Raw genomic sequence first — 22,839 nt, 5'->3', positions numbered from 1 at the left:
CGCCACGAGCGGTGCGGGCCGGGCGTCGGCACTCACAGATCGGTCACCACCATGGAGAACGCGCCACTGCTGCGCATGGCAGGGGTGAAGAAGGCCTTCGCGGGCACGATCGCCCTGAGCCAGGGCGACCTCACCGTGCAACGCGGTGAGGTGCACGCCCTCATGGGCCAGAACGGAGCGGGCAAGTCGACGCTCATCAAGGCCCTCACCGGCGTCGTCGCACCCGACGCCGGCACGATCGAGCTCGACGGGGTGCCCGTCGCGTTCCGCTCGCCGCACGACGCCCAGCGCGGTGGCGTCAGCCCCATCTACCAGGAGATCAACCTGGTGGGGCTGCGCACCATCGCCGAGAACGTGTTCCTCGGCAAGGAGCTGCGGCGCGGCCCCTTCCTTGCCCGTCGGGCCATGGAGGAGCAGGCCGCCGAGCTGCTGCGGCGGGTCGGCGTCGACGCCGACCCGCGGCTGCCGCTCGACGCCGTCAGCACCGCGACCCAGCAGATGGTCGCGATCGCCCGCGCGCTGTCGTTCGAGTCGCGGCTGCTGATCATGGACGAGCCGACGTCGTCGCTGCACGACCGCGAGGTCGACACGCTGTTCGAGGTCATCGCGGGCCTGCGCGACGACGGCGTGTCCGTCGTGTTCGTCAGCCACAAGCTCGACGAGCTCTACCGGATCTGCGACGCCGTGACGATCCTGCGCGACGGCCGGACGGTCCGCTCCGGGTCGCTGCGGGAGATCAGCCGCATCGAGCTCGTCTCGACGATGCTGGGACGCGCGCCCGAGACCATCGAGACCGCCGGGCAGACCGCGTTCGTGCGCGCCGGCAACCCCGACGCGTCCGCACCGGTGCTGCTCGACGTGCGCAACGTCGCCTCGGGCGACCTGTGCCGCGACGCGTCGTTCACGCTGCACGCGGGCGAGGTGGTCGGCGTCGCCGGGCTGCTCGGCTCGGGTCGCAGCGAGCTCGCGGGCGCCGTCTACGGCGCGCAGCCGCGGACGGCCGGTGACGTCGAGCTCGACGGCGCCGAGCACACGCCGCGTTCGGCGCGCGACGGCCTGCGTGCGGGGCTCGCGCTCACGCCCGAGGACCGCAAGGTCACGGGCCTCGTCGGTCAGATGAGCATCGCCGAGAACGTCACCCTGTCGATCCTCGACCGGGTGAGCCGCTGGGGCGTCGTCGACGAGAAGGCCGAGGCCGAGCTGGTCGGGCGCTACGTCAAGCGGCTCGGCATCAAGGCGTCGGGGCAGGACCAGCCGGTGGACCAGCTGTCCGGAGGCAACCAGCAGAAGGTGCTGCTGGCGCGGTCGCTCGCGTCGACGCCGCGCGTCCTCATCCTCGACGAGCCGACGCGCGGCGTGGACGTCGGGGCCAAGCAGGAGATCCAGCGGCTCGTGTCCGAGCTGGTCGCGGAGAAGAAGGACGTCGGGGTCCTCATGATCTCGTCGGAGATGGAGGAGATCATCGAGGGCTCGAACCGGATCATGGTGATGCGCGACGGCGTGACCGTCGCGTTCCTCGACGCCGGGTCCGTCACCAACGGCCAGCTCATGATGTACATGGCCTCGGGCGGCGCGCGCGAGTCGGCGGAGGTCGCGTGATGGCCACCACCCTCGCACCGCAGGCGTCCGTCGACGACCTGCGCCGCCAGTCCTGGATCCGCCGGCGCGACCTGCTCGCGACCAACGGCGTGTGGGTCGCGCTGATCGGCCTCGTGCTGTTCAACGTGGTCGCGACCCGCGGCTTCGTGTCGGTGCAGACCCTGCAGACCAACCTCGGCCAGATGGCCACCGTCGGCATCTGCGCCGTGGGCCTCACCCTCGTCATGGCCACCGGTGGCATCGACCTGTCGGTCGGCTCGCTCATGGCCGTCGCCGGGGCCTCCGCGGGCGTGCTCGTGCTCGCGGCGCCCGCGGTGCTCGACGTCCCCGTGCTCGGCCTCGTGCTCGTGGTCCTCACCGGCATGGCCGCCGCGGCGGTGCTCGGCGCGGCCAACGGGTACCTCGTGGGTCACCTGCGGATCCAGCCGATCGTCGCGACGCTCGTCGTCATGATCACCGCGCGCGGCATCGCGCAGATGGTCACCAGCGGGCGGCTGTACACCGTCGAGAACGACTCCGTGGTGTGGCTCGGGCGGGGTTCGATCCTGGGCCTGCCCGTCATGGCGTGGGTCATGCTCGTCGTCGTCGTGGTCGCGAGCTGGGTCGCCCGGCGCACCGTCCTGGGGCGGCGCATCGTCGCCGTCGGCGGCAACGAGACCGCCGCGGCGCTCGCGGGCATCCCCGTGCGCCGCACGATCACCACCGTCTACGTCGTGGCTGCCGCGCTCGCGGGCCTCGCGGCGCTGCTCAGCGTGGGCGTCAACGGCACGGTCGACACGGCGAACCTCGGGCTCGGGTACGAGTTCACGGTCATCAGCGCGGTCGTCGTCGGCGGCACCGCGCTGACCGGCGGGCGCCCCCGCATCTGGGGGAGCATCGCGGGGGTCGCGCTGCTGCAGCTGCTCGGCTTCACGCTGGCCAGCCACGACGTGGCCAAGGAGGTCGCGTCCCTCGTCCAGGCGGCGGTCATCGTCGCGGCGGTCACCACCCAGCTCCGGCGACGTCGGTAGGGAGACGCACATGAGCACCTCACAGACCCTCCCGGCACCTGCCGCCCCCGCGCCCGCGGGGGCCGGCGGACCGGCCCGCCGCGCGTGGCGCGCGGTCACGTCGCGGCCCACCACCGCGATCCTCGCGGGTGTCCTCGCGCTCGTCGCGGTCGCGATGCCGCAGTTCTACAACCCGTACAACGTCGTCGCGATGCTCGGCTCGCAGGACCTCGTGTGCATCGGCCTCATGGCCATCGGTGCGACGTTCGTCATCTCGGCGGGGGAGATGGACCTCTCGCTGGCGGGCGTGTGCGTCGCGTCGAGCATCGTCGCGGGCCTGCTGGCCCCGCAGGGCGCTCTCGTCGCGGTCGCGGGCGCGGTCGGGCTCGGCCTCGTCGCGGGGCTCGTCAACGGGCTGCTCGTCGGCAGGCTCGGGCTGCCGTCGTTCATCGTGACGCTCGCGATGCTGATGGCGCTGCGCGGCCTGTCGCTCATCATGGCGGGCAACGGGCGCGTGCCCGTCGACCGCGGGTTCGGGCTCGTGACCTTCTACAACACGCGCGTCGGCCTCGTGCCGCTCGTGTTCGTGGTCTTCGCGCTCATCGCCGTGCTCGCGAGCCTCGCGTACACGCGCACGTCGTTCGGCACGCACGTGCTGGCGGTCGGCGGCGACCGGCGGTCCGCCGAGATGATGGGCCTGCGTTCCGGGCGCATCCAGATCGCCGTGTTCGTGGTCTCGGGCGCGCTGTCGGGTCTCGCGGGCGCGTTCCTGCTGGCCAAGACGACGACCGGCAACCCGCTCGAGGCGCAGGGCTGGGAGCTCACCGCGATCGCGGCGGTCGTCCTGGGCGGCACGCTGCTGAGCGGCGGGCGGGGATCGGTCAGCGCGACCATCTCGGGCGTCGCGCTGCTGGCGATCGTCTTCCAGATCCTCAACTACGTCAACGGCATGGGCCTGGAGATCAACACGTACCTGCAGAACGTGATCCGCGGCCTGTTCATCCTCGCGGTCGTGGTGATCCAGGCGGTCGCGCTGCGGCGTCGGTCGTCCGCCCCACGGGTCCGCGCGGCCTGACGTCCACCGGTGCCCGGTGCCGCCCCGCGGGGTCAGGCGCCGGGCATCGGCGCGGGTCCGGTGCTGCGCCGCACGACCAGCTCGGGCTCGACGAGCACGCTGGTCCGTTCGTCGCCGCGCACGAGGTCGAGCAGCATCGCGATGGACTGCCGGCCCACCTCGTCGAAGTCCTCGCGGATCGTCGTGAGCGGCGGGGAGTAGAACTCGGCGTCGTCGACGTCCCCGAACCCGATGACCGACACGTCCTGCGGCACCCGGTACCCGTCGACCGCCAGAGCGCGCAGCACGCCGAGCGCCATCTGGTCGTTGGCGGCGAAGATCGCGGTCGGCGCGACCTCGCGCATGATCTGCCGCCCGCGCTCGTACCCCGAACGCGCGGTCCAGTCGCCGACGAACGTCGGCAGCACCGGCAGCGACGCGCGCTGCACGCGGTGGTACCAGGCTTCCATGCGGACGTTCGCGTCGACCCAGTCGAGCGGCCCCGCGAGGTGCACGAGCCGGCGGTGGCTGAGCGAGACGAGGTGGTCGACCGCGAGCCGCGCCGTCGCCTGGTTGTCGAGCTCGACCGTGTGGTGCGGGAACCTCGTCGAGGGTGCGACGACGACGGTCGGCACCGACACCTTGAGGTCGTGGATCACCGACAGCGCCTCGTAGTGCGGCGCGACGAACACGATGCCGTCGACCGCCTGCTCGAGCAGCGAGTCCAGCACGCTGCGGACGCTCGCGGCCGTGAGGCTCGGCGAGTGCGCGAACGACACGAAGTAGCCGGCCTCGTGGGCGGCGCGGTGCACCGCGCGGATCGTCTCGTACGGGCCGGTGCGGTCCATGCCGCAGTCGACGACGCCCAGCACCTTGGAGAACTGCGTGACGAGCGCGACCGCGGCCGTGTTCCGGTGGTAGTCGAGCTCCTGGATCGCGCGCTGCACGCGCTCGCGCGTCTGCTCGGACACGTTCGGCTTGTCGTTGAGGACGCGTGACACGGTCTGCACGGACACGTCCGCCAGCTGCGCGACGTCCTGCATCGACGGCTTGCGGGGCCGGGCGTGGTCGGGCGGCACGTCGCTCCTCGTTGCGGGACGTCGGCACGAACGTGCCGGTCAGGGCGTTGGTATACGCCCGACAAGGGCACGAGTCTAGGGGGTGGGGGACGCGGACGCGCGGGGCGGTGCGTCCTGGGCGACCGCGGGCGTCGCGGGGTCAGGCCGTCCCCGCGAGCGCCGCCAGCACCCCCTCGGCGTACCGGTCGAGCTTGGCCGCACCGACGCCGCTGATCGTGCCGAGCTCGTCACGGCTCGCCGGCCGCCGCGTCGCGATCTCGCGCAGCGTCGCGTCGTGGAACACGACGTACGCGGGCACGCCCTGCTCCTTCGCGGCGGCGCCGCGCCACGCGCGCAGCGCCTCGAACAGCGCCGCGGCGTCCGCGTCGAGGTCGGCGGCGGCCGTCGGGCGTCCCCCGCGCGAGCCGCGCGACGTGCGCCCCGTGCGCTCGGGCTCGCGGCGCAGCCGGACCTCGCGCTCGCCGCGCAGCACGGCTCCCGACGCCTCGGTGAGCCGGATCGTGCCGTAGCCGTCGGTGTCGACCGCGAGCAGCTCGGCCGCGAGCAGCTGACGCACGACGCCCCGCCACTCGCCGTCCGACAGGTCCTGCCCGATGCCGAACGTCGACAGCGCGTCGTGCCCGAGCTGCTGCACGCGCGGCGTCGCCTTGCCGCGCAGGATGTCCACGAGGTGCCCGACGCCGTAGCGCTGCCCCCGCTGGTCGAGCCGCACGACCGTCGACAGCAGCTTCTGTGCGGGCACCGTGCCGTCCCACGACTGCGGCGGCTCGAGGCAGGTGTCGCAGTTGCCGCACGGCCCGTCGGACTCCTGCCCGAAGTACGCGAGCAGCTGCACGCGGCGGCAGTCGACCGTCTCGCACAGCGCGAGCATCGCGTCGAGGTGCTGCGTGAGGCGCCGCCGGTGGGCCGCGTCGCCCTCGGACGTGTCGATCATGCGGCGCTGCTGCACGACGTCCGCGAGCCCGTACGCGAGCCACGCGGTCGACGGCAGGCCGTCGCGTCCCGCGCGCCCCGTCTCCTGGTAGTAGCCCTCGACCGACTTGGGCAGGTCGAGGTGCGCGACGAACCGCACGTCCGGCTTGTCGATGCCCATGCCGAACGCGATGGTCGCGACCATCACGACGCCGTCGTCGCGCAGGAACCGCGACTGGTTCTCGGCGCGCACGCGGCGGTCGAGCCCCGCGTGGTACGGCAGCGCGTGCACGCCCGCGTCGACCAGCGCGGCCGCGGTCTGCTCGACCGACACGCGCGACAGGCAGTAGACGATGCCCGAGTCGCCCTCGTGCTCGGTGCGCAGCAGGTGCAGCAGCTGCGCGCGCGGGTTGTCCTTCGGCACGATCCGGTAGCGGATGTTGGGCCGGTCGAAGCTCGCGACGAACTGCGCCGCGTCGGTGAGCTGCAGGCGCTCGCAGATCTCGCGGTGCGTCGCGCGCGTCGCGGTCGCGGTGAGCGCGACGCGCGGCACGCCGGGCCACCGCTCGTGCAGCAGCGACAGCGCGAGGTAGTCGGGCCGGAAGTCGTGCCCCCACTGCGACACGCAGTGCGCCTCGTCGATCGCGAACAGCGCGACGTGGCCGCGGTCCAGCAGGTCGAGCGTCTCGGGCACGCGCAGCCGCTCGGGCGCGAGGTACAGCAGGTCGAGCTCGCCCGCGAGGAACGCGTCCTCGACCGCGCGGCGCTGGTCCCGCTCCTGCGTCGAGTTGAGGAAGCCCGCGCGCACGCCGAGCGCCGACAGCGCGTCCACCTGGTCCTGCATGAGCGCGATGAGCGGCGACACGACGACGCCCGTGCCCTCGCGCACGAGCGCGGGCACCTGGTAGCACAGCGACTTGCCGCCGCCGGTGGGCATGAGGACCACCGCGTCCCCGCCCGCGACCACGGTGTCGACGACCGCGGCCTGGTCGCCGCGGAACGCGTCGTACCCCCACACGCGGTGCAGCACCTCGGCCGGCGTGCCGTGCGACGGCGCGGGACGGCCCGCCGCGGTGCTGCGCGGCCGGGTCGCGCGCGGGCGGGAGGCGGCCGCGGACGACCCCGCCGCCCACGGGTCCTCGCCCCACGGGGCGTCGTCGGGCGGCACGTCGTCCGGCGGGGGCGCCTCGTCCCACCACGGCTCGACGGGAGCGTCGTCCCACGCGGCGTCGGGCGGCGCCTCGGCGGGAGCGGCGGGCGCGTCGGCGGTCCGGTCCGCGCGGTCGCGGCGCAGGGGGCGGGGCGAGGGGTCCGGCAGCACCCGCCCACCCTACGAGCCGACGCCGACGTCCGGCCCGTGCCCGCCGCCCCTGTGGACGGACGGTGCGGGTCCGGGTGCGGTCACGCGCACGGCGAGACGCGGCGCCCGCGCGATCCGTAGGCTGACGCCATGGGAACCGCACTGGTCACCGGCGCGAGCGCCGGCCTCGGTCTGGAGTTCGCCTGGCAGCTCGCCACGGCGCGGCACGACGTCGTCCTCGTCGCGCGCGACGAGGAGCGGCTGACCCGCCTGGCGCGGCAGCTCGAGGCGGCCGCGGGCGTGCGGGCCGAGGTGCTGCCCGCCGACCTCACCGTGCCCGAGGACGTCGAGCGCGTCGCCGAGCGGCTGCGCACGGACGAGCGACCGGTCGGCCTGCTCGTCAACAACGCGGGCCTCGGCCTCAACCAGCACTTCGTGGAGGGCGACCTCGACGCCGAGCTGCGCGCCCTCGACCTCATGGTCCGCAGCGTCATGGTGCTGTCGCACGCCGCGGCCGGCGCGATGGTCGCGCGCGGGCGCGGCGCGATCCTCAACGTCGGCTCGGTCGCCGGCCTCATCGCGTCCGGCACCTACTCGGCGCACAAGGCGTGGGTCCGCACGTTCACCGAGGCGCTCGCGGTCGAGCTCAAGGACACGGGCGTGACCGCGACGGTCGTCTGCCCGGGCTTCACGCACACCGAGTTCCACGAGCGCGGTCGCATCGACACCGCCCACTACCCGGAGATCGGCTGGCTGCAGGCCGAGGACGTCGTGGCCACCGCGTTCGCCGACGTGCGCCGCGGCGTCGTCATCTCGACGCCGAGCCTGCGCTACAAGGCCGCGTCCGCGCTGCTGCGGATCGCGCCCCGCTCGGCCGTGCGCGCGTTCGGCGGGTACCGGCGCGCGCTGCTCGACGAGGCGATCGAGGGCCGCGACGGCGCGTGAGCCGTGCCGGCGGCCCGCACGGGGCGCGGCCGTCGCTAGTCTGTCGGCCGTGAGCAGCGACCTGACGTCCACCCCGCGCGAGCAGCTGCGGGACCTCATCGTCGAGCTGGCCGTCGTGCACGGCCGCGTGACGCTGTCGTCCGGCAAGGAGGCCGACTACTACGTCGACCTGCGCCGCGCGACGCTGCACCACCGCGCGGCCCCGCTGATCGGGCACCTGCTGCTCGACCTGCTGGAGGAGGCGGGGCTCGGCACGGCCGAGATCGACGCGGTCGGCGGGCTGACGCTCGGCGCCGACCCGGTCGCGACGTCGCTGCTGCACGCGGCCGCGTCGCGCGGCCAGGACCTCGACGCGTTCGTCGTGCGCAAGGAGGCCAAGGCGCACGGCATGCAGCGCCGCATCGAGGGTCCCGACGTCGCGGGCCGGCGCGTCGTGGTCGTCGAGGACACGTCGACCACGGGCGGGTCGCCCATCGCGGCCGTGCAGGCCGTGCGCGAGGCCGGCGGCGAGGTCGTGGGCGTCGCGACGATCGTCGACCGCGGCACGGGTGCGCGCGAGGCGATCGAGGCGCTGGGCGTGCCGTACCACCACCTGTTCGGCCTGGCCGACCTCGGCCTGGCCTGAGCGACGCGCGCCGTGCAGCGGGGGGTGCGGGTCGGCGCGGTCGTCGTGCTGGGCCTCGTCGGGTTCCTCGTCGTCGGCAGCCAGCTCTCGTCCGACCACCCGGGCGGCGGGCTGCTGGTCGTGGGCCTGCTGGTCGGCGGCGGCATCGCGGCGGCCGGCTGGTGGTTCCGGCGGAAGCGGCAGGAGCAGCTCGCCGCGTGGGCGCTCGCGACCGGCTGGGCGTACGCGCCGCGCGACCCCGGGCTGGGGCTCGCGCAGCTGCACACCGCCCGCCCGTTCGGCCAGGGGCACAGCCGCACGACGTCGGACGTCCTGACGGGCACGTACGACGGGCTGCCCGCGGTGTCGTTCACCTACGAGTGGACCACGGGCTCCGGTGACGAGAAGCGCACCTACCAGGTGCACGTCGTGGGGCTCGCGCTGCCCGCGTTCCTGCCGACGCTCGACGTCACGCCCGAGGGGTTCGGTGCGCGGGTCGCGAAGGCGTTCGGTGCGCGCGACCTGCAGCTCGAGTCGGCGGCGTTCAACGACGCCTACCGCGTCGACGCCCCCGACGCGCGCACCGCGCACGCGATCCTGCACCCGCGCACGCTCGAGCGGCTCCTGCAGGCGGACGCGCTCGGCACGTCGTGGCGCATCGAGGGCACGTGGCTGCTGTCGTGGGAGACGGGCACGACCGACACGACGCGGATCGCGCCGCGGCTCGGCGTGCTCTCGGCGGTCGTGCGCGGCGTGCCGCGGCACGTGTGGCAGGACCACGGCTACGACCCGGCGACCGACGGCCCGCCGGGGGACCGTGCGCGGCGGTGGGCGCCGTGGGGCGCGCCGACCGGGTGACCTCGTCGGCGACGGGCGGTCCGCGTGCGTCCCGGCGGCCCGGTGTCGCTACGATCGGACGACGTCCCGACCCCCTGGAGGATCCCCCGTGACCGGTGGCCTGATCGCCGTGCTCGTCGTCGTCGCCCTGGTGGTGGTCGTCCTGCTGTGGGCGGTCGCGCAGTACAACGGGTTCGTCCGGCTGCGGAACCTCGTGCAGGAGTCGTGGCGGCAGATCGACGTCGAGCTGCACCGCCGGCACGACCTGATCCCCAACCTCGTCGAGAGCGTCAAGGGCTACGCGGCGCACGAGCGCGGCGTGTTCGACGAGGTGACGCGCGCCCGCGCGGCAGCGGCCGGACCCGGTGCCGGGCCCGCCGAGCAGGCCGCGCAGGAGAACGCGCTGAACGCCGCGCTGGGCCGGCTGCTCGCGGTCGCCGAGAACTACCCGGTGCTGCGCGCGAGCGAGAACTTCCAGCAGCTGCAGGCCGAGCTCGCCAACACCGAGGACCGCATCGCGGCGGGCCGCCGGTTCTACAACGCGAACGTCCGCGAGCTCAACACCAAGGTCGAGACGTTCCCGGCCAACGTGATCGCGAACATGTTCGGGTTCACTCGCGCCGAGTACTTCGAGGTCGACGACCCGCAGATCCGGCAGGCGCCGTCGGTCAGCTTCTGACGCACGCCGTTCGACGAGGCCCCGGTGACGCGCGCGTCACCGGGGCCTCCTCGTACGTGAGTCAGGCCGGGACGCGCAGCCCGGGGACGTCGGCGACGGCCGCGCGCCACCGGTCGACGAGAGACGTGGTCGGGTCGCGCAGCCACTGCAGCTGCAGGCCGTCCATGAGGCCGAGCGCGACGCTCGCGAGGTGGTCGGGGTCGTGCGGCGGGGGCACGACGGCGGCGAGCGCGGCGAGCGCGGTGCGCTGCCGGTCGGCGAAGTACGCGTGCGCGGGGTGGTCGGGCGTGAGGGACTCGGCCTCGAGCACGGCGTAGAGGCGCACGACCTCGGGCTGGGTCGCGTTGTGCTGGACGAGGTGGTCGCACAGCACGTCGAGCGTGACGCCCGCGGCGGTGAACAGGTCGGTGCCCCAGATGCCGCGCCCGGGGCCGTGGGGGACGCCGAGGCGGTCGGCGAGCGCGAGGGCGTCGAGCTCGTCGCGGCGCTCGAGCACGGCGACGAGCAGCCCGGTCTTGGACCCGACGTGGTGCAGGAGCCCGGGGACTGTCATGTCGCACGCGTCGGCGACGTCCTGCGTGGACAGGCCCCAGTAGCCGCGCTCGGCGATGAGCGCGGTGGCCGCGGCGAGGATCTGGTCGCGCCGGCGGGGGCCGTCCATGCGGACGCGCGGGCGGGTGCGGGCGGTGGGCACGTCCCGATGCTCTCACGCCACCCGTTCGGGCGAGGGTGCTTCCGGGGTCGTTCCGCGGCTGCTTAACTAGTACCTACTAGGTACTAGTTAGCGGCGACGTCGCCGCGAGTGAGGAGACACCGGTGTCACCCGTCATCACGAGCTACCCCGAGGCCGTCGCCGCCGTGCGCGCCGGCACCCCCGCGCCCGACGCCGCCCGCGCGCTCTACGACCTGCTCACCGACGACGAGCGCCTCGGCCTGCTCGACGGCGACCAGGAGTTCTGGCCCGGCATGGCCGAGATGATGCAGGTCGGCTACAACACCCGGCCGCTCGTGCACGGCGAGGTCCCGCGCCTCGGCATCCCCGGCCTGCGGTTCAGCGACGGGCCGCGCGGCGTCGTCATGGGCCGCTCGACCGCGTTCCCCGTCTCGATGGCGCGCGGCGCCACGTGGGACCCCGACCTCGAGGAGCGCGTCGGCGCCGCGATCGGCGCCGAGGTCGCGGCGCAGGACGGCAACTTCTTCGCAGGCGTCTGCATCAACCTGCCGCGCCACCCCGCGTGGGGCCGCGCGCAGGAGACCTACGGCGAGGACCCGCTGCTGCTCGGCGAGCTCGGCGCCGCGCTCACGCGCGGCGTGCGCCGGCACGTCATGGCGTGCGCCAAGCACTACGCGCTCAACTCGATGGAGAACGCGCGCTTCACGGTCGACGTCACGTGCGCGCAGGACGTGCTGCACGAGGTCTACCTGCCGCACTTCCGCCGCGTCGTCGAGGAGGGCGTCGACGGCATCATGTCGGCCTACAACTCCGTCAACGGCGAGTGGGCGGGGCAGCACCCCGAGCTGCTCACCGACGTGCTGCGCGGCGACTGGGGCTTCGAGGGCGTCACCGTCTCCGACTTCATCTTCGGCCTGCGCGACGCCGCCGCGTCCCTCGAGGCCGGGCTCGACGTCGAGGAGCCGTTCCGCCAGCAGCGCGCGCAGCACCTGCCGCAGCAGATCGCCGCCGGCGCGACGTCCTGGGACGCCGTGCGCCGCTCCGGCGAGCGCGTCATCGCGACGCAGCTGCGGTTCGACGCCGAGCACGACGCACCGCGCCCGCCGCTCGAGGTCGTCGCGAGCGCCGAGCACCGGGCCCTGGCGCGCGAGGCCGCCGCCCGCGCCGTGGTCCTGCTGCGCAACGAGCCCGTCGACGGCACGCCCGTGCTGCCGTTCGCGCCCGGGTCGCTGCGGCGGCTCGCGGTCGTCGGGCGGCTGGCCGACCTGCCCAACACGGGCGACCACGGGTCGTCCGACGTGCGGGCGCCCGAGGTCGTCACGGCCCTCGCGGGCCTGCGCGCCGCGCTGCCCGGCACCGAGGTCGTGCACGTCCCCGAGGACGACCCGCAGGCCGCCGCCGCGGTCGCCGCGACGTGCGACGCCGCGGTCGTCGTGGTCGGCTACACCGCCGACGACGAGGGCGAGTTCACCGACGCGTCCGCCATGGCGCGCCCCGAGATCACGGCCCTGTACCCGCCGCTGCCCGACGGCACGGCCGCGACGCACGTCGCCGCCGCGGGGGAGTCCTCGCTCGGCGCGGGCGGCGACCGCGAGCGCCTCACGCTGCGCCCCGTCGACGAGGAGATCGTGCGCGCCGTCGCCGCGGCCACGCCGCGCACCGTCGTCGCGGTGGTCGCCGCGGGCGCCGTGCTCACCGAGTCCTGGCGGCACCACGTGCCCGGCCTCGTCATGTCCTGGTACGCGGGCATGGAGGGCGGCCACGGCCTCGCCGACGTGCTGCTGGGACGCGTCGACGCCGCCGGGCGGCTGCCCTTCAGCATGCCGACCTCGCAGGACCACCTGCCGCCGTTCGACCGCGACGCCACCGCCGTCACCTACGACGCCTGGCACGGCCAGCGCCTGCTCGACCGCGACGGCGTGCCCGCGGCCTACCCGCTCGGGTTCGGCCTGTCGTACACGACGTTCGCGCTCGGCGACCCGGTCGCGCGCCGCACGGGCGTCGAGAGTGCGCAGGTCGACGTCACGGTCACCAACACCGGCGCGCGCGACGGGCGGCACGTCGTGCAGGTCTACGCGACGCACGCCAGCGACCCCGTGCGCGCGCTCGTCGGCTTCGCCGCCGTCGAGGTCCCCGCCGGCGGCGCGCGACGCGTCACGGTGCCGCTGTCGCTGCGGCCCCTGCAGCGCTGGGACGCCGCGACCCGCACCTTCACGACGCCCGCCGGTGACGTGCACCTCGAGGTCGCCGCGCACGCGGGCGACCCCGACGCCACCACCACGACCCTCACCCTCGCCTGACCCACCCGCCCGACGCCCCGGGTGGGTCCGGGGCGTCGGGCCCTCGAGAAAGCCGGACGACGATGTCCACCACCCTCCCCGCCGGCGGCGCGACCGCGCCGTCGCCCGCCACCCTCACGCGCGGCGGCCACGCGCGCCTCGTCACGGCGCTCGTGCTCGGCGCCGTGCTCTGGATCGGCCCCTACGTCGCGAGCATCACGGTGCTGCTGCCCGCGCGCCTCGACCAGATCGCCCCCGACAGCAAGGTCCAGGTCGTCGCGACCCTGTCGATCGTCGGGTCGGTCGTCGCGCTGCTCGCCAACATCCTGTTCGGTGCGCTGTCCGACCTCACCCGGTCGCGCCTCGGCAAGCGCACCCCCTGGATGGTGCTCGGGTCGGTCACGACCTGCCTGCTGCTCCTGCTGCTGTCGCGGGCCGAGTCCGTCACCGCGCTCGTCGTGACGTGGTGCGTGTTCCAGCTGTTCCTCAACGCGATCGTCGCGCCCCTGGTCGCGGTGATCCCCGACCGCGTGCCCGAGCGGCAGCGCGGCACGTACTCCGCCGTGTACGGCGTCGGCATGATGGTCGGGATGGCCGGCGCCAACGTCGTCGCGTCCCGGTTCGTCACCGACCCCGCGACCGGGTTCCGGCTCATGGGGTTCGCGATCCTGCTGGCGGGCCCCGTGCTCGCGCTGCTCGCGCCCGACCGGTCGAACGCCGGCGAGCCGCGGCCCGCGTTCTCGCGCGCGATGCTGCTCGACAACTTCTCGTTCCCGCGGCGGGGCGCGCGCGACTTCTACCTCGCGATGTCCGGCAAGCTGCTGTTCGTCCTCGCGATGTTCTCGATCACGGGCTACCAGCTGTACATCTTCACCGACCACCTCGGCATGGACGCCGACGGCGCGGGCGGCATGATCGCGACGATGGCGCTCGTGCAGCTCGTGCTGTCCCTCGTGTGCGGGGCGGTCGCGGGGCCCGTGTCCGACCGGCTCGGCCGGCGCAAGGTCCTCGTCGTGGGGGCGACCGTGCTCATGGCCGTCGGCCTGCTCGTGCCGTTCGTGTGGCCCGTGCCCGCCGCGATGATCGTGTTCGCCGCGATCAGCCTCGGCGTCGCGTCGGGCGTCTTCAACTCGGTCGACCAGGCGCTCAACTACGACGTGCTGCCGAACCCCGAGGCGGCCGCCAAGGACCTCGGCATCCTCAACATGGCCAACACCGGCGGGCAGATCCTCGGTCCCGTGCTTATGGGGGCGGTCGTCGGCGTGACCGGCGGCTACGGCGCGGGCTTCCCGGTCGCCGCGGTCGTCGCCCTCGTCGGTGCCGTGCTCATCCTGCGGATCCGCTCGGCGCGCTGAACCCGACGACGCCCGCGCCGCACCGTGACGGTGCCGCGCGGGCGTCGTGCTGCGCGGGTGCGGTGCGCGCCGCACCGCGGCGCCGTGTCGGCGGGGCCGGGCGTCAGGACGAGAAGGCCGCGATGTGCGCGTCGGACGGCGCGGTGTGCCGGTCCGGCGCCAGCAGCGACGGCAGCCGGTGCAGCAGCGGGTCGACGAGCCCGCGCCGCGGGTCGAGCGCGTGCGCGTGCTCGAGCCGCTCGAGCAGCACGCCCACCTCGCACGTCGTGAGCCCCAGGGTCGTGGCGAGCGCCGCGGGCTCGATGAACCGGTCGGTCGTCGCGCAGACCGCCGCGAGCAGCCGGTCGAGCGGGCAGCGCTCCTCGCCGCGGCACACGTCGTGGTGCAGACCGGCCGCGACCCGCTCGACGAACGCCGGGCCGACGTCGCCCAGGTCGCGGTGCTCGGCGATCGCGCGCGGCAGGCCGCCGTGGCGCAGGAAGGCGGCGCGCACCTGCGCGGCGTCCGCCGCGGGGTCCGCGGTGACGAGCTCGGCGAACGTCGCGGGGCGCAGGTGGAGCACCTGCACGGCTCCGCACGGCGTCGCGGCGCGCAGCGCCGCGAGGTCCGCGGGGTCGAGCACCGACGTGGTCGCGAGGACCTGGTGCCCGCGGCGGCACGCCTCGGCGACCGCAGCCGGCCACCGGGGCACCGTGCCGACCTCGTCGACCACGAGCACCCGGGCGCCGTCGCACGCCGGCGCGCCCGTGCGGGTCGGCAGCCGGAGCACGGCGGCGACGTCGACGCCGCCCATGCGGCGCGGCCGGTCGTCCTCGTCGAGGTGCTCGACCGGCACGAGCACGACGCGGCGCGGGTCGACGGCCGGGTCGGCCACGAGGTGCGCGACGACGTCCTTGACGGCCGTCGTCTTGCCGACGCCGCGCGGCCCGACCACGAGCGTCACGGTGCCCGGGCGCGGCCCGGCCGCGAGGTCCGCGAGCACCGCGCGGGCCGTCGCGGTCGCGAGCGGCCACTCGTGCGCGTCGCGCGTCGTCAGCTCGGGGTCGTCGAGCACCCAGGACGCGCGGCGGCGGCGCGACCACCAGGGGTTGGTCGCGCGCAGCACCTGGGCGAGCTCGTTGTTGCGCACACCTCAGCGTGCGCCCTCGTCAGAGCCCCGACGAGGGACGAACGGCCTCGCCGGGCCGTGGTACGGGCGTGCGCGTCAGACCATCTCGAGCAGGTCCTCGACGGAGTCCAGCACCTGGGTGGGGCGGAACGGGAACCGCTCGACGTCGGTCGCGCGCGTCGAGCCCGTGAGCACGAGGTAGGTGCGCAGCCCGGCCTCGATGCCCGCGATCACGTCGGTGTCCATGCGGTCGCCCACCATGACGGTCGTCTCGGAGTGCGCGTCGATCCGGTTGAGCGCCGAGCGGATCATCATCGGGTTCGGCTTGCCCACGAAGTACGGCTTGCGGCCGGTGGCCGCCGAGATCATCGCGGCGACGGCGCCGGTCGCGGGCAGGTCGCCCTCGGCGCTCGGGCCCGTGACGTCGGGGTTCGTCGCGATGAAGCGCGCGCCGCCCTGGATGAGGCGGATGGCCTGCGTGATCGCCTCGAACGAGTACGTGCGTGTCTCGCCCAGCACGACGAAGTCCGGGCGCGCGGCGGTGAGCGTGTAGCCGGCCTCGTACAGCGCGGTCGTGAGGCCCGCCTCGCCGATGACGTACGCCGAGCCGCCGGGCATCTGGTCGGTGAGGAACTGCGCGGTCGCGAGCGCCGACGTCCAGATGGCCTGCTCCGGCACGTCGATGCCCGTCGCGGCCAGGCGCGCCCGCAGGTCGCGCGGCGTGTAGATCGAGTTGTTCGTGAGGATGAGGAACGGGCGCTCCGCGGCCTGCAGCGCGCCCACGAACTCGGCGGCGCCCGGCAGCGCGTGGTTCTCGTGCACGAGCACGCCGTCCATGTCGGACAGCCACGAGCGGATCTCGCGCGTCATCGCGCACCCCGCCCGGCGTCGTCGCCCGGCAGGTCGACGACCTCGGCGCCCGCCTGCCCGGCGACGGGCTCGGTGGCCGCGTGGCCGAAGACCTCGCGCTCGACCGCGGCGCGCTCGACCGGCTCGTCGTACGCCGTGTCGCGGCCCTCGACCGTCTCGCCGGCCTTCTCCTTGCGGCGCGCGCGCCACAGCTCGAACGCCACGGGCAGCAGCGACGCGAGCACGATGACGACGAGCAGCGCCTCGATGTTGTCCTTGATGAACGTGACGTTGCCCAGCAGGTAGCCCAGGAGCGTCACGCCGACGCCCCACAGCAGGGCACCGACCACGTTGAACGACACGAAGTGCCGGTAGCTCATCTTGCCGACGCCGGCCGCGACCGGGGCGTACGTGCGCACGAACGGCACGAAGCGCGCCACGATGATCGTCCGGCCGCCGTACCTGTCGAAGTACGCGTACGTCTGGTCGATGTACTTCTGCTTGAAGAACCGCGAGTCGGGGCGGCTGAACACGCGCGGGCCCAGCTTGCGGCCGATCGCGTACGCGACCTGGTCGCCCGCGAACGCCGCGAGGAACAGCATCAGGCACAGCACCCAGATGTTGAGCTGGAGCGAGTCCTGCGCGACCAGCGCGCCCGCCGTGAACAGCAGCGAGTCGCCGGGCAGGAACGGGAACAGCAGCCCGGTCTCGATGAACACGACGGCCGTGATGCCGATCAGCGCGGCCGTGCCGAACGACGCGATGAGGTGGTCGGCCTGCAGGAAGTCCGGACCGAGCGCCGGCAGCGGGCCGCCGGCCAGCAGCGGCGCCACGTCGGTGGTCAGTGCGGCGGCGAGCGCCGACGTCGTCAACATGGCCCTCAGCCTACGGCGCGGGACGTCGCCGGACGGCGCCCCGGAGCGCCTGGTTAGGGTGGAGCGGTGGCTCATGACGCGACCTCCCCGGCCGACGCCCCCACCACCTCGACCCTCGCGGCACCGCGCACGACGTGGTCCCGTGCCCCCCTGCACGCCGCCCGCGGCGGGCTCATCGGCGCCGCCGAGTCCGTCCCCGGCATCTCGGGCGGCACCGTCGCGCTCGTCGTCGGCCTGTACGACGAGCTGATCGCCGCGGCCGCGCACGTCGTGCACGCGGGCCGCGCGTTCGTCGTCGGGGTCGTGCGCCGCCGCGGCACCGCCGAGGCCGCCGCCGCGCTGCGCCGCGTCGACTGGCGCCTCGTGCTGCCCGTGCTCGCGGGCATGGCGGTCGTGCTCGTGCTGTCGCTGCGCACGCTCGCGCCGCTCCTGGAGAGCCACCCCGTGCCGACGCGCGCCGTGTTCGCGGGGATGATCGCGGCGTCGGTCGCCGTGCCGCTCGGCATGATGCCGGCGCGGCCGCGCGTGCGGGACGGCGCCTACGCGCTGGTCGCGGCCGTCGCCGCGTTCCTGCTCACCGGCCTGCCGCCCGTCGCGATCGAGGAGCCGTCGCTCTGGTACGTCGTGCTGGGCGCCGCGATCGCGATCAACGCGCTCGTCGTGCCGGGCCTGTCGGGCTCGGCGCTGCTCGTGGTGCTCGGGCTGTACGTGCCCGTGCAGGCCGCGCTCGACGGCCGCGACGCCGCGTTCGTCGGCGCGTTCGCGCTCGGGGCCGTGCTCGGGTTCGCGGCGTTCGTGCGCACGCTGCAGTGGCTGCTGCACGAGCGTCGCCAGGTCACCATGGCCGTCGTCACGGGCCTCATGGTGGGCTCGCTGCGCGCGCTGTGGCCGTGGCAGGACGACGACCGCGGGCTGCTCGCGCCGCAGCAGGGCGACGTCGGCCAGGTCGTGCTGCTGGCCGCCACCGGCGCCGTCGTGGTCGGCGCGCTCGTCGCGTGGGAGCGGCGGCGCGCCGCCCGCGCGCGGGCCGCGGCCGACACGGCGTCGTGACGCACGAGCCCGCCGCACCCGACGGGACGCCGTCGGACCCCGCACCCGCCGAGGTGGGGGTCGGGCCGTGGCCCGGCGGGCCCGACGCGTGGCCCGACGACCCGCGGTACGACCCCGAGCTGCTCGCGCACGGCGACCGTCGCAACGTCGTCGACCGCTACCGGTACTGGACCGTCGAGGCGATCGTCGCCGACCTCGACACGCGCCGCCACGCGTTCCACGTCGCGATCGAGAACTGGGCGCACGACCTCAACATCGGGTCCGTGGTCCGCACCGCCAACGCGTTCAACGCCGCGGGCGCGCACGTCGTGGGTCGGCGCCGGTGGAACCGCCGCGGCGCGATGGTCACCGACCGCTACCTGCACGTGCACCACCACCCCGACGCGGCCGCGCTCGCGGACTGGGCGGCGCACGCCGGTCCGGGCGGGTCGCGGCTGCCTCTCGTCGGCGTCGACAACGTCCCGGGGTCGGTGCCGCTCGAGGGGTTCGCGCTGCCGCGCGCGTGCGTGCTCGTGCTGGGGCAGGAGTCGACCGGCCTGACCCGGGAGGCGCAGGACGCGTGCGACGTCGTCGTGCACGTCACGCAGCACGGCAGCACGCGCTCGCTCAACGCCGGGGCCGCCGCCGCGATCGTCATGCACGCGTGGGCCGTGCAGCACGTGCCCCGCTGAGCGGCCCCGTGCAGCCCCGGGCGGCCCCGTGCGGCACCGGGACGAGGGTCCCGGTGGACGTCCCGGACGGCGGGTGCCCCGGTGGTGGCAGACTCAGGTCGTACCGCTCCCCGACTCTTCAGGAGAACAGCGATGCCCATCGCCACCCCCGAGGTCTACGCCGAGATGATCGACCGGGCGAAGGCCGGCAAGTTCGCCTACCCCGCCGTCAACATCACGTCGTCCCAGACCGTCACCGCCGCCATCCAGGGCTTCGCGGAGGCCGAGTCGGACGGCATCATCCAGGTGTCGGTCGGCGGCGCCGAGTACGCGTCGGGCTCGACGATCAAGAACCGCGTGTCCGGCACGCTCGCGCTCGCGGCGTACGCGACCGAGGTCGCCAAGCACTACGGCGTCACGATCGCGCTGCACACCGACCACTGCGTCAAGAAGAACCTCGACTCGTGGGTCCGCCCGCTGCTGGCGCTCGAGGCCGAGCAGGTCAAGCGCGGCGAGAACCCGACGTTCCAGTCGCACATGTTCGACGGCTCGGACATCCCGCTCGACGAGAACCTCGTCATCGCGGCCGAGCTGCTCGAGCTCTCGCAGGCGGCCCGCACGATCCTCGAGATCGAGGTCGGCGTCGTCGGTGGCGAGGAGGACGGCCACGAGGCCGAGATCAACGAGAAGCTCTACACGACGGCCGAGGACGGCCTGAAGACCGTCGAGGCGCTCGGCGCGGGCGAGAAGGGCCGCTACCTGACGGCCCTCACGTTCGGCAACGTGCACGGCGTGTACAAGCCGGGTGCGGTCAAGCTGCGCCCGTCGATCCTTGCGGACATCCAGCGCGAGGTCGGCGCGAAGATCGGCAAGGAGTCGCCGTTCGACCTCGTCTTCCACGGCGGGTCGGGCTCGACGGCCGCGGAGATCGCCGAGGCGGTCGACAACGGCGTCATCAAGATGAACATCGACACCGACACGCAGTACGCGTTCACGCGTCCCGTCGTCGCGCACATGTTCACCAACTACGACGGCGTCCTCAAGGTTGACGGCGAGGTCGGCAACAAGAAGGCCTACGACCCGCGCGCCTGGGGCAAGCTGGCCGAGGCCGGCATGGCCGCGCGCATCGTCGAGGCGTGCCAGCAGCTGCGCTCGGCGGGCACCCGGATCTCCTGACCCGGAGCCGCCACGCGGACGGCCCCGACCCCCCTGCCGGGGGTCGGGGCCGTCCTGCGTCGCGGGTGCGGCCGGTCGCGCCCGGGGTGGATCTGGGTCGGCGTCAGGCCGGTGGGTCGACCGGCTCGAACGGCGCGGCGTCGTCCTCGTCGACGACGTCGAGCAGCTCGCCGATCCGCGTGACCTCGAGCAGGAACCGCACGGTGGGCGGCACGCGCAGCAGCCGCACGCGGTGCTCGCTGCGGATCGACAGCCGCGCGAGGAACGCGACGCCCGACGAGTCCATGAACGTCACGTGGTGCGCGTCCACCTCGATCGGCAGGCCGCGCTGCTCCGCCTCGGCCGTGGCCTCCTGCAGCTCCGGGCCCAGGTCGGCGTCGACCTCGCCCGAGAGCACGATGCGCGTGCGGTCCGTGCCGACGATGACCTGCACCGCGCCGGGCTCGCCGGCCGTCGCGGGGGCGGCCTCCGGGGCCGTCGCCTCCGTCGTGGCGGCGTCCTCGCCTGCGGAAGGGCTGTTACCGTCTCGCACGATGCTCCTTCCGAGCGCCGGGGGGCTCGCCGAGGTGGCCGAGCGGTTCGTCCGTTCGGCACGCTAGACGATCGGAGGTGGTGATGGTCAACTCCCACGCCATCGAGCCGGCGGTCGAGCGTACGTCGTCGGCGCGTCGGCGGCGCGTCGCGCACCCGGCGCCGCAGGTGGGCCCCGGTGCGCTCGGCGCGGCGGCGGCCGCGACCCCCGTGCCGCTCGCGCTGCTGCACGCCGCGGACGACGCGCTGCACGTCGCGTGGGTCAACGACGCGCTCGCGCGTGCCGTCGGCTACGCCGCCGACGACGTCGTCGGCGTCGACGTGCTGACCGACCCGCGCGTGCGCCCGGCGGACCGGGCCGCGGCCCGCGCCGTGGCCGCGGCGGGCGCGTCGTCGTACGACGTCGTGCTGCGCCGCGCCGACGGCGTGCACGTGCACTGCGTCGCCCACCTGGCGCCCGTGGACGGCGCCGACGTGCCCGACGGCACGCTCGTCGCCGCCGTGCAGGACCTCACGGCGGAGCTCACCGCGCACGCCGAGCAGCAGGCGATCGTCGCCCACGAGCGCCGCGAGCGCCGCAGCCTCGCGCTCATCGCGCGCGTCTCCGACCTGCTCATGGACGTCGACGAGCCGCAGGGGCTGCGCGAGATCGCGGCGCTGCTGGAGTCGCAGGTGGTCGCGACCGCGGCGTTCTTCCTGTCCGAGAAGGGCCTGTGGGCGGCCGACGGCCTGGAGCAGTACCACGCGAGCCCCCGGCACCCGGCGCTGCCCGGGCGGCCGCCCTCGCGCTGCCCGCACGACCCGGTCGCGACGCTGCTCGCGGGCGGCGGCGACGAGCCCGTCGAGCTCGACCTGTCCGCCGAGCACGCCGAGGGCTCGTACGCGCGCTGGCTCGCCGAGCGGCTCGGCGGCGAGGGTCTCGACCCGCGCGTGGTCGTGCAGCCCGTGCCGGGGCGCCGGCGCACGGTCGGCCTGCTGGTCGTGCGGCCGCGCACCGGGTCCGGGCTCGCGGGCCTCGACGGCGCCGACCGGACCGTCGTCGAGCTCGTCGCGCGCCGCGTCGGCCTGTCGATCGACAACGTGCGCCTCTACGACCGCGAGCACCGGCTCGCCGAGACCCTGCAGCGCGCGATGCTCCCCGAGCAGGCCGAGGTCGAGGGCCTCGACGTGTGGACGTACTACTCGCCCAACGCCGACGACGCGCAGGTCGGGGGCGACTGGTACGACGTCCTGCAGGTCGACCCGACCACGGTGGGGGTCGTCATCGGCGACGTCGTGGGCCACGACGTCGAGGCGGCCGCGACCATGGGCCAGCTGCGCTCGGTGGTGCGCTCGTACGCGTTCGACAACACGACGCCCGGTCCGGTGCTCGAGCGGGTCGACCAGCTCTTCGCCGGCATGCGGATCCCGCGCGCCGCGAGCCTCGTGCTCGCGACGCTGCGCCGCGCCGACGCGGGCGCCTGGACGCTGCAGTTCTCGCGCGCCGGGCACCTGCCGCTCCTGCACGTGCGCGACGGGCACGCGCAGCACCTGCTGGGCCGCGGCGGCCCGCTCGTCGGGTTCGGCGGCGGGCCGCGCGCGACCGACGAGGTCGCGCTCGCACCCGGCGACGTCGTGGTGTTCTACACCGACGGCCTCGTCGAGCGCCGCGACCGCAGCCTGCGCGACGGCCTGACGGTCCTCGAGTCGGTCGCCGCCGCCGTGACGGCGCGCGACGCCGCGGGCATCGGCGAGGACCTGCTGTCCCGCCTCGCGGACCACCCCGAGGACGACGTCGCCGTCGTGGTGGTGCGCGTGCCGGCGCTCGACGAGCACCTCGGCGGCGCCGTCAGCCCGCGCCGCCGCCGCTGGGCGCTGCCCGGCGAGCCCGCGTCGATCGGCCGCGCGCGGCACGCCGTGGTGCGCACGTGCGAGGCGTGGGAGATCGACGACGCCTCCAACGCCGAGCTCGTGGTGTCCGAGCTGGTCGCGAACGCGGTCCTGCACGGCTGGGGCCACGTCGCGCTGCAGCTGCACGACACGGGCGACGGCCTGCGCATCGAGGTCGAGGACGCCAACCCGACGCCGCCCGTGACGACCGACGGCCACCCGGGCCGCGTGGGCGGGTACGGCATGCAGATCGTCGAGCGGCTGGCCGACTGGGGCTGGCGGCAGTCGCGCGGCGGCAAGGTCGTGTGGGCCAAGATCCGCCCGGGCGCGCTGCCCGCGTCGGCGTCCGAGGCGCCGCGTCGCGACGCCTGACGCCGCGGGGCGCGGTCAGAGCGGGCGGTCCGCAGACGCGTCCCGCGGGGCGGG

20 protein-coding genes are annotated in these 22,839 nt (G+C 74.8%); 13 read left to right on the top strand and 7 right to left on the bottom strand.

Annotated elements, in window-relative coordinates; translation table 11 throughout:
* Window positions 1–51: 51 nt before the first annotated feature.
* From E4A51_RS06845 to E4A51_RS06835, 3 genes are read left to right on the top strand one after another with little or no spacing between them, the layout of a single operon-like run.
* Window positions 52–1,599 carry a sugar ABC transporter ATP-binding protein gene (locus tag E4A51_RS06845; RefSeq protein WP_134851254.1) on the top strand — a complete coding sequence of 516 codons (1,548 nt, stop codon included), beginning with the start codon at window positions 52–54 and terminating at the stop codon, window positions 1,597–1,599.
* Window positions 1,599–2,609, top strand: coding sequence for an ABC transporter permease (locus tag E4A51_RS06840; protein WP_134851253.1), 1,011 nt, complete (start codon window positions 1,599–1,601; stop codon window positions 2,607–2,609). Before E4A51_RS06845 ends, E4A51_RS06840 begins: the two co-directional genes overlap by 1 nt.
* Window positions 2,610–2,619: 10 nt before the next feature.
* The gene (locus E4A51_RS06835) at window positions 2,620–3,663 is read left to right on the top strand and encodes an ABC transporter permease (protein WP_134851252.1); all 1,044 of its coding nucleotides are present in this window, start codon (window positions 2,620–2,622) and stop codon (window positions 3,661–3,663) included.
* A 32-nt stretch (window positions 3,664–3,695) separates the two neighbouring features.
* Here E4A51_RS06835 and E4A51_RS06830 read toward each other — a convergent pair whose 3' ends face one another.
* Window positions 3,696–4,721: a LacI family DNA-binding transcriptional regulator gene (locus E4A51_RS06830; RefSeq protein ID WP_134851251.1), complete on the bottom strand. Its 1,026-nt coding sequence runs from the start codon at window positions 4,719–4,721 to the stop codon at window positions 3,696–3,698.
* 139 nt (window positions 4,722–4,860) lie between these two features.
* Complete coding sequence (recQ, locus tag E4A51_RS06825; protein WP_370297487.1) at window positions 4,861–6,954, bottom strand: DNA helicase RecQ; 2,094 nt, start codon at window positions 6,952–6,954, stop codon at window positions 4,861–4,863.
* Between the two features lie 129 nt (window positions 6,955–7,083).
* On the opposite strand from recQ, the gene E4A51_RS06820 reads away from it, so the two are divergent.
* From E4A51_RS06820 to E4A51_RS06805, 4 genes are all read left to right on the top strand, one after another.
* Entirely contained in the window at window positions 7,084–7,878 is a 795-nt protein-coding gene (locus E4A51_RS06820) for an SDR family oxidoreductase (RefSeq protein WP_134851250.1), read from the top strand.
* A 49-nt stretch (window positions 7,879–7,927) separates the two neighbouring features.
* Window positions 7,928–8,503: an orotate phosphoribosyltransferase gene (gene pyrE, locus E4A51_RS06815; protein ID WP_046529213.1), complete on the top strand. Its 576-nt coding sequence runs from the start codon at window positions 7,928–7,930 to the stop codon at window positions 8,501–8,503.
* Between the two features lie 12 nt (window positions 8,504–8,515).
* Window positions 8,516–9,340: a hypothetical protein gene (locus tag E4A51_RS06810; protein ID WP_134851249.1), complete on the top strand. Its 825-nt coding sequence runs from the start codon at window positions 8,516–8,518 to the stop codon at window positions 9,338–9,340.
* An 88-nt stretch (window positions 9,341–9,428) separates the two neighbouring features.
* A complete protein-coding gene (locus E4A51_RS06805) occupies window positions 9,429–9,998 on the top strand; it encodes a LemA family protein (protein ID WP_046529212.1) in 570 nt (189 codons plus the stop codon).
* A 61-nt stretch (window positions 9,999–10,059) separates the two neighbouring features.
* On the opposite strand, the gene E4A51_RS06800 is transcribed toward E4A51_RS06805, so the two are convergent.
* On the bottom strand, window positions 10,060–10,692 hold the full coding sequence (locus E4A51_RS06800; RefSeq protein WP_206119976.1) for a TetR/AcrR family transcriptional regulator: 633 nt from the start codon (window positions 10,690–10,692) through the stop codon (window positions 10,060–10,062).
* Window positions 10,693–10,814: 122 nt separating this feature from the next.
* On the opposite strand from E4A51_RS06800, the gene E4A51_RS06795 reads away from it, so the two are divergent.
* Both E4A51_RS06795 and E4A51_RS06790 read left to right on the top strand, forming a co-directional pair.
* Window positions 10,815–12,971, top strand: a complete 2,157-nt coding sequence (locus E4A51_RS06795; RefSeq protein WP_240696407.1) for a glycoside hydrolase family 3 C-terminal domain-containing protein — start codon at window positions 10,815–10,817, stop codon at window positions 12,969–12,971.
* Window positions 12,972–13,033: 62 nt separating this feature from the next.
* On the top strand, window positions 13,034–14,305 hold the full coding sequence (locus E4A51_RS06790) for an MFS transporter (RefSeq protein WP_134851248.1): 1,272 nt from the start codon (window positions 13,034–13,036) through the stop codon (window positions 14,303–14,305).
* Between the two features lie 103 nt (window positions 14,306–14,408).
* Here E4A51_RS06790 and E4A51_RS06785 read toward each other — a convergent pair whose 3' ends face one another.
* From E4A51_RS06785 to E4A51_RS06775, 3 genes are all read right to left on the bottom strand, one after another.
* Window positions 14,409–15,434: an AAA family ATPase gene (locus E4A51_RS06785; protein WP_134851247.1), complete on the bottom strand. Its 1,026-nt coding sequence runs from the start codon at window positions 15,432–15,434 to the stop codon at window positions 14,409–14,411.
* Between the two features lie 75 nt (window positions 15,435–15,509).
* Window positions 15,510–16,283 carry an HAD-IIA family hydrolase gene (locus tag E4A51_RS06780; protein ID WP_134851246.1) on the bottom strand — a complete coding sequence of 258 codons (774 nt, stop codon included), beginning with the start codon at window positions 16,281–16,283 and terminating at the stop codon, window positions 15,510–15,512.
* Complete coding sequence (locus E4A51_RS06775) at window positions 16,280–17,137, bottom strand: VTT domain-containing protein (RefSeq protein WP_134851245.1); 858 nt, start codon at window positions 17,135–17,137, stop codon at window positions 16,280–16,282. Before E4A51_RS06775 ends, E4A51_RS06780 begins: the two co-directional genes overlap by 4 nt.
* Before the next feature lie 66 nt (window positions 17,138–17,203).
* On the opposite strand from E4A51_RS06775, the gene E4A51_RS06770 reads away from it, so the two are divergent.
* From E4A51_RS06770 to fbaA, 3 genes are all read left to right on the top strand, one after another.
* On the top strand, window positions 17,204–18,187 hold the full coding sequence (locus E4A51_RS06770; RefSeq protein WP_240696406.1) for a DUF368 domain-containing protein: 984 nt from the start codon (window positions 17,204–17,206) through the stop codon (window positions 18,185–18,187).
* Window positions 18,184–18,858, top strand: coding sequence for a TrmH family RNA methyltransferase (locus tag E4A51_RS06765; protein ID WP_134851244.1), 675 nt, complete (start codon window positions 18,184–18,186; stop codon window positions 18,856–18,858). Before E4A51_RS06770 ends, E4A51_RS06765 begins: the two co-directional genes overlap by 4 nt.
* 84 nt (window positions 18,859–18,942) lie before the next feature.
* A complete protein-coding gene (gene fbaA / locus E4A51_RS06760) occupies window positions 18,943–20,013 on the top strand; it encodes a class II fructose-bisphosphate aldolase (protein WP_255430545.1) in 1,071 nt (356 codons plus the stop codon).
* Window positions 20,014–20,116: 103 nt separating this feature from the next.
* On the opposite strand, the gene E4A51_RS06755 is transcribed toward fbaA, so the two are convergent.
* The gene (locus tag E4A51_RS06755) at window positions 20,117–20,545 is read right to left on the bottom strand and encodes an STAS domain-containing protein (protein ID WP_046529205.1); all 429 of its coding nucleotides are present in this window, start codon (window positions 20,543–20,545) and stop codon (window positions 20,117–20,119) included.
* Between the two features lie 83 nt (window positions 20,546–20,628).
* Here E4A51_RS06755 and E4A51_RS06750 point away from each other — a divergent pair, with 83 nt between their 5' ends.
* Entirely contained in the window at window positions 20,629–22,785 is a 2,157-nt protein-coding gene (locus E4A51_RS06750) for a SpoIIE family protein phosphatase (protein WP_134851243.1), read from the top strand.
* The last annotated feature ends 54 nt before the right edge of the window (window positions 22,786–22,839 follow it).

The sequence above is a fragment of the Cellulomonas sp. HD19AZ1 genome (assembly GCF_004535805.1).
Classification (GTDB): domain Bacteria; phylum Actinomycetota; class Actinomycetes; order Actinomycetales; family Cellulomonadaceae; genus Cellulomonas; species Cellulomonas iranensis.
This window is presented reverse-complemented; position numbering and strand designations above follow the sequence as displayed.

Excerpts from the sequence above, each read along its gene's own strand:
- E4A51_RS06840 (WP_134851253.1), top strand. The coding sequence starts at position 1,599 with ATGGCCACCACCCTCGCACCGCAGGCGTCCGTCGACGACCTGCGCCGC.
- E4A51_RS06790 (WP_134851248.1), top strand. The coding sequence starts at position 13,034 with ATGTCCACCACCCTCCCCGCCGGCGGCGCGACCGCGCCGTCGCCCGCC.
- E4A51_RS06820 (WP_134851250.1), top strand. The coding sequence starts at position 7,084 with ATGGGAACCGCACTGGTCACCGGCGCGAGCGCCGGCCTCGGTCTGGAG.
- E4A51_RS06845 (WP_134851254.1), top strand. The coding sequence starts at position 52 with ATGGAGAACGCGCCACTGCTGCGCATGGCAGGGGTGAAGAAGGCCTTC.
- E4A51_RS06750 (WP_134851243.1), top strand. The coding sequence starts at position 20,629 with ATGGTCAACTCCCACGCCATCGAGCCGGCGGTCGAGCGTACGTCGTCG.
- E4A51_RS06775 (WP_134851245.1), bottom strand. The coding sequence starts at position 17,137 with ATGTTGACGACGTCGGCGCTCGCCGCCGCACTGACCACCGACGTGGCG.
- E4A51_RS06835 (WP_134851252.1), top strand. The coding sequence starts at position 2,620 with ATGAGCACCTCACAGACCCTCCCGGCACCTGCCGCCCCCGCGCCCGCG.
- E4A51_RS06780 (WP_134851246.1), bottom strand. The coding sequence starts at position 16,283 with ATGACGCGCGAGATCCGCTCGTGGCTGTCCGACATGGACGGCGTGCTC.